Origin of the sequence: Nitratidesulfovibrio liaohensis (genome assembly GCF_011682075.1) — a bacterium.
Classification (GTDB): domain Bacteria; phylum Desulfobacterota; class Desulfovibrionia; order Desulfovibrionales; family Desulfovibrionaceae; genus Cupidesulfovibrio; species Cupidesulfovibrio liaohensis.
This window is the reverse complement of the sequence record NZ_VSMK01000121.1, coordinates 1-6,356: the sequence shown is the minus strand read 5'-3', so window position 1 is coordinate 6,356 and position 6,356 is coordinate 1. Positions and strand designations below refer to the sequence as shown.

The following is a 6,356-nucleotide window of genomic DNA, read 5'->3' as shown; positions in this document are numbered from 1 at the left end:
CCCGCCAATAAGACTCCTTTTTCGACCTTCGCCTGCGATTCGACGGCATACCCGCACCTCCTTGATTGGAGGATGAGCATGCAGGATTTCAAACGAGGGCGGTAGAAGGAGGTGATGTGACGCTTACCTTGCTGCGCGCCTTGCCCTGCGCCGCCGCCGCGGTGTCGATGATGTCGTCCCGCCGCGCCTCCAGCGTGGCCACCACGGCCCTGTCCAGCAGCCCCCGGCGCACCCCGTCGCGCAGCACGTCGACGATCTCGTCGCGGTGCATGCCCGTGCGGTAGGGCCGGTCTTCGGCCAAAGCGGTGCACATGTCGGCCACGGCCATGATCCGCGATCCGATGCTGAGGCCGCCCGCCCCGATGCGGAACGGGTAGCCCGAACCGTCGAGCTTCTCGTGGTGAAAGGCCGCCCATTCGGCAATGCCGCCAAGGCCCTTCATGGAGTTGAGCACCAGATAGGTGTGATAGGTGTGCTGACGCATGACGGCGAATTCCTCGTCGGTGAGGGGCCCCGCCTTTTCCAGAATGGCGTTGGGCACCACCATCTTGCCAAGGTCGTGCAGGTTGCCCGCGATCTCCATCAGCCGCGCCTCCGGCTCGGGCAGGCCGAAGGCTCGCGCCAGTGCCCCGGCGGATGCGGATACCCCGGCGGAATGGGTGGCGGTGAACGGCGAACGGAAGTCGATGATCTCGCGCACCAGCAGCGACCATGTGCGCACACCGTCCAGATCCAGTTGCAGACGGCGGCAGGGATTGCGTTCGCTCAGAAAGCTGAACAGGCGCGGCGAGACGAGGTTCAGCCAGAATTCGTCCCGGCCGGAAACCAGCAGAAAGGCCTCCACCACCCGACGGTCGATGGCGCAGCCCGACATGCGGCGAATTTCGGTGGTGAGGTCGTCGTGCTGGTGCAGCACGTAGATGCGCCGGTCCATGGACCGTTCCAGAGTGTCGGCCAGCAGGACGATCTGGGCCAGCAGGCCCACGCGCTGATCGGGACCGTGCGCCTCCAGTTCCGGCAGCGTGGCGTGGTGCAGGCGCACCACCTCGGCGGCCTCGGCCAGTCCCGGTCCCTGTGCCAGCAGCCCCGCGCCCACGGCGCAGTGCTCGTCCATGCTTTCCACGCGCGATGCGCGCACGTCCAACTTGTCTTCCGGCGACAGCGCGCCCACGTCGTGCAGCAGCGACGCGATGAACAGCGTTTCCTTGTCCTTTTGCGGAAGATCCAGCGCTTCGGCCAGTTCCCATGCCACAAAAGCAACCCGCAACTGATGTTGCGACAGCGAAGGACTCGCAAGGTCAAGCGCTTCTGAAATGGACAACAGCATGTCCGACAGGTCGACCGAAATCCCCGAATACATGAGCCCCCCGGCATGGCCCCGTCAACGTCGGACAACTCCGTGTCCCCGTTGCGTGCCTGGTCGCCGCGTCACGTTCCAAAACGGCGACCGACAACATTGATGGTCATACACTTTATCGACGAGCAAATGACGATGTCAACAAGCGAATGATGCCACATCGGATTCCCTGCCTGCCGGGGCGGGGAGCAAGCGTTACATACTCCTTGCGGATACGGGATGATACGGCACAAACAGCAAACATGACGGTACGTCAGGGCGACTTGGCATGCAGGGAGCGCGCAGCAACGCAAAAAGGCCGGAAGCAGTGCTTCCGGCCTCTGGTTGGGCATCATTGCATGCCCGGCGCGACAGGGGCATGCCCGTATCGCGCCGTGTCGGCATTATCGTGCGGGCCTAGCCCAGCGTTGCCGCCCGGTCAAGGCGAGCCAGGGTTTCGGCCCGGCCCAGCACTTCCATGATCTCGGGCAGGCCGGGGCCGCCCAGCGAACCCGCCAATGCCACGCGCAGCGGCGGGCCAACCTGCTTGAACTTCAGGCCGCCCTGCTCCACGTAGTCGTGCACCACCTTTTCCAGCGTTGCCTTGTCGAAGGGCTCCGCCTTCTCCAGCAGTCCGCGCAGGGCCGCCACATGGGCCTTGCCCTCGGCGGTCAGGGCCTTGGCCACGGCGGCGGCGTCGTACTCCAATGCGGCGGCGTCCACCAGCATGAAGCGCATCACCCTGGCCAGATCGGCCAGGTTCGAGGCGCGCTCGCGGAACAGGGGCGCAAGCGCGGCCAACCGTTCGGGGGCCACGTCGAAGCCTTCCGCCTTCACGAAGGGGGCGGCCAGCCGGGCCAGTTCGTCCACCGGGGTTTCGCGCAGGTAATGGGCATTCAGCCACTGCAGCTTGTCCGGGTCGAAGGCGGCGGGGGCGCTGTTCAGGTTGGCGGTGGTGAACTTTTCCACCAGTTCCTGCAGCGCGAAGATTTCCTGGTCGCCGAACGACCAGCCAAGGCGCACCAGATAGTTCACCAGCGCCTGGGGCAGCAGGCCGTCCTGCTCGTACTCGATGACCGCGCGGGCGCCGTGACGCTTGGACAGCTTCTTCTTGTCCGGGCCAAGGATCATGGGCACGTGGCCGAACACCGGCAGCGGCAGCCCCAGGGCCTGGTAGATCAGCACCTGCTTGGGCGTGTTGGACACGTGGTCGTCGCCGCGCAGCACGTGGGTGACCCCCATGGTGGCGTCGTCCACCACCACGGCCATGTTGTAGGTGGGCGTGCCGTCGGAACGGCGCAGCACCATGTCGTCCAGTTCTGCCGCATCAAAGGCCAGGGTGCCCTTTACCACATCCTCGAACACCACGCGGCCGGTCAAAGGAGCCTTCAGGCGCACCACCCGACCGGGGCCGGGGCCAAGGCCGCGCTCGCGGCAGCGACCGTCGTACTTGGGCTTCAGACCGCGCGCGCGCGCCGTTTCGCGCATCTGCTCCACTTCTTCCGGCGTGCATTCGCACCAGTAGGCGTGGCCGGTTTCCAGCATGCGGTCGATGTAGCCGTTGTATATCTCGAAACGCTGGCTCTGGTAGATGAGGTCGCCGTCCCAGTCCAGGCCCAGCCAGCGCATGGAGGCCAGAATGGAGTCGGTATACTCCTGCAGCGAGCGTTCCTGGTCGGTGTCTTCGATGCGCAGCAGAAAGGTGCCGCCAAAGTGGCGGGCCAGCAGCCAGTTGAAGATGGCGGTGCGTGCGCCGCCGATGTGCAGGTGCCCGGTGGGGCTCGGCGCGAAGCGCGTGACGACCTTGGTCATGATGTTCTCCCCGTTCTTCGGGTGTCTGTATGGCGTGGAAAGCATGCAGGCGTCCGTCTGGATGTCCGGACCTGTCCGGACCTGTCTGGCAGCCTGCCGGATGGTGGGCGCATGCTGCGGACAGCGTGACCCGGGCGGTGTGACCCGGACGGTGTGCCGAAAGATTGCGGCGCGTACCCGGAGCGCGGATGCGCCCGGCACGGAAGGATGCGGAAAAATCGCGGATAACGGCGCGCGGCGCGGAGGCTACACGGCCTCGACGCGCTTCACCTCTGCCACTTCCTTCAGCACCATGCGCTCCACGCCGCCCTTCAGGGTCTGCTGCGACATGGGGCAGCCCTTGCAGGCGCCGGTCAGGCGCACGCGGACCACGCCGTCGGCGGTGATTTCCACCAACTCGACGTCGCCGCCGTCGCCCTGCAGATAGGGACGGACCTTGTCGAGGGCGGCCTGCACCCTTTCATGGATGGCATCGGACATGGAAACCTCCTGAAGTTCCCCCACCGGGAGGGGGGACGAATGGCGCGCCGGGCAATGACATTGTCTGGCAAGGGCGGCGAACGCCGCGCCCTTCTACTGCCTTCGGCGGCGGGGTGTCAAACCATGGGGGGAATGGCAAAGATGCGGGGGTGCAGGGGACGGCAGCCGTTATGCGAATCTTGGAGCATTGCCCTAACCGTCAGGTGAGCGAAGCAAACCTTACGGATAGGGACCGCAAAGCGCGGATGGCGATCGCAACGCGCTGTTGCCCCCTGCCCGCCGGAGGCAAGCAAAAAACCGCCCGCCCCCTACACCGGGGCCACGTCCACCGCGAACTTCTTCAAAAAACCCACGGGATTGTAGCTTTCCTTGGCCTGCCGCAGCCCCAGGTCGTCCAGATCCTGCTCGCGGTTGATGTACCGGAAGCTCATGGCATGCTCGCGCGCATACAGGTTGTTGATGGCCTGGTACACACCGCGATACTCCGGCTTGGCCTTCTCGAAATGCACCACCAGTGTCTCGTCGTCCAGCCGCTCGCCCACGGTATATGCAATCATCTTGCCGTCTACATACAGCGCCCCGCCTGAAAGCCCGGGAATCCTGTCCCAGTGCTCCAGCACCCGACGCACGGCGGTATTTTCCGCCACCAGTGCGTGCGACTCGTCGCATTCGCGCCACTTGCACCATTCCTCCTGCATATCCAACACCGCTTCTATGCAGTCGGAGGTCATGGGATGATACTCGTGCGGATAGGCCTTCAGAAAGCCGTTCACGTGGTTCTTCTTCTTGTGGAACCTGTTGCCCTTCAGTTCCGCCAGGTCCTGCGCGGCGTACAGGTAATCCCACTGCCCGCGCGCCTCGGTCAGCGTCACCCGGTCGCCCAGGGCCTGCTGCCAGTGCACGGCCAGCGACTCGGGCACGCGGATGAACCGGGCACCCCCGCCCAGCAGCGCGCACTGGCGCCAGTCGGCATCCAGCCACGGCCCCACGGGCGCCCACCACACCGGCTCTGGCCGGGTCTGGCGCAGCCAGCACAGCCCATGCGCAAAGGTCCACTCCAGGCCGTAGTATTCGGCCCAACCCCAGACGTTGGTGAAACTGAAGTCCGACGCATGCTGCGGCGTGCGGGCGAAAAGGTCGAGGTACTCGGCCATGCGGTCGAGCGAGACTGGCCGGAACTCTCCGGGGGTCAACTCACTGTCGGTCATGCGAGGCGGCTCCTTGTGGCGCGGCCTTGCGGCCATTGCGCCGGATCATGCTGAACCGGCTCCAGTCATGCGTGTAGAACAGCCACAGCATGACCGAAGACTGGAACACCTGGGAAACGAACATGGCAAGAAAGATCCCCGCCGCATCACGCCACACCACATGGCCCATGACCCATGCCAGCGGCAGCCGCACGAACCACGTGGCCGAACCGTACACCAGAAAGGAGTAGAGGGTGGCGCCCGCGCCGGTCATGACCCCGCCAAGGGTCATGCTGGCCACGGTAAAGGGGATGGAAACGAGGTTGTAGCGCAGATAACTGACCACCTGAACGGCCACGGCGGGTTCCGGGGCCAGCCAGGCGGCGATGTCGGCCGTCCACGGCCACAGCAGCGCCGCGAATACGGTCATGGAGGCACAGCCGATGCCCAGCAGGCGCAGACTGACTCGGACCGCCTCCGGCTTGCGGCCCGCGCCCAGCAGATGGCCCACCAGCACCGAGGCGGTCATGTTGAAGGCGAAGGCAGGCAAAAAGATGATCGATTCCACGCGCATGCCCGCCGTCATGCCCGCCAGCGCCACCACGCTGTCCACGGGCAACGACGCCGCGATGGAAAACAGCACCAGATACCCGAGGTTCCACATGATCTGCAGCCCGGCGGCAGGCGCGGCCACGCGGAACAGGTAGGGTGCGCCGCGCCGCATCCAGCGCAAGGGGGGAAACGAGGCGCGTTGCAGCAGTTCGCGGTCGCGGACCAGCATGCCCACGTTCAGCACTGCCCCGGCAGTGACGGAAGCAAAGGTGGCCCAGGCCACCCCCGCATAGCCGTACGCGGGCAGGCCCCACAGCCCGAGGCCGAAGCCCAGGTCTGCCACGGCATTGACGGCGCACACCGCCACCATGGACAGCAGCGGCGCGATCATGCGCTTGCGGGCTCGGAACACCGCCCCGGTGATGGTGAACAGGTAGTTGGCGGGCAGGCCCAGCAGGTACACCTTCCAGAAATACGCGGTGACCGGCATGATCTGCTCGGGCACCTGCAACAGACGCAGGAAGGATTCACTGGTGGCGAAGCCCAGCAGCATGATGCCCACGCCCACCGAACAGCCCCCGACCAGCACCATGCCCACGTAGCGCCGGGCACGCGGCAGCAGACCCGCGCCCAGAGCCTGGCTGATGGCGGCCACGCCGGCGCTGGCACCGGCCACCGCCACCACCAGCAGGAAGAACAGGCACTGCGAGACAAGGCCGATGGCGGCCTGCACGTCGGCGTGGATGCGACCTGCCACCCACACGTCGGTGAACCCGATGAGGAAATGGAAGAGCATCATCAGCATCTGTGGCCATGTCAGCCGCCAGATGCCGCCATAGGAAGCGTCGTCGCCCTGCGGGCGCGCGTGCTGCGACATCTCGTGCCGTCCATTCGGTTCGGTGGTGGGCGTCGCACCCGCCCGCAGGCATGATCCGGCGCAGGGCACGTGGCGCCGCCGCACGCATGCACGGCTGGCCGCCTTCGTGGCC

The 6,356-nt window shown here is 65.9% G+C and carries 5 protein-coding genes; all 5 read right to left on the bottom strand.

Annotated features, from left to right (window positions below; translation table 11 throughout):
• Positions 1-88: 88 nt before the first annotated feature.
• Positions 89-1,360 (bottom strand): HD-GYP domain-containing protein, encoded by a 1,272-nt coding sequence (locus FVW27_RS05350; RefSeq protein WP_167123385.1) that lies wholly within the window; start codon positions 1,358-1,360, stop codon positions 89-91.
• Between the two features lie 393 nt (positions 1,361-1,753).
• Positions 1,754-3,148: a glutamate--tRNA ligase gene (gene gltX, locus FVW27_RS05345; RefSeq protein WP_167123384.1), complete on the bottom strand. Its 1,395-nt coding sequence runs from the start codon at positions 3,146-3,148 to the stop codon at positions 1,754-1,756.
• Between the two features lie 246 nt (positions 3,149-3,394).
• Entirely contained in the window at positions 3,395-3,628 is a 234-nt protein-coding gene (locus FVW27_RS05340) for a NifU family protein (protein WP_012612141.1), read from the bottom strand.
• A 308-nt stretch (positions 3,629-3,936) separates the two neighbouring features.
• A complete protein-coding gene (locus FVW27_RS05335) occupies positions 3,937-4,836 on the bottom strand; it encodes a DUF2156 domain-containing protein (protein WP_208294645.1) in 900 nt (299 codons plus the stop codon).
• Complete coding sequence (locus tag FVW27_RS05330; protein ID WP_167123383.1) at positions 4,823-6,244, bottom strand: MATE family efflux transporter; 1,422 nt, start codon at positions 6,242-6,244, stop codon at positions 4,823-4,825. The genes FVW27_RS05335 and FVW27_RS05330 overlap by 14 nt, the downstream gene beginning before the upstream one ends.
• Positions 6,245-6,356: the final 112 nt, after the last annotated feature.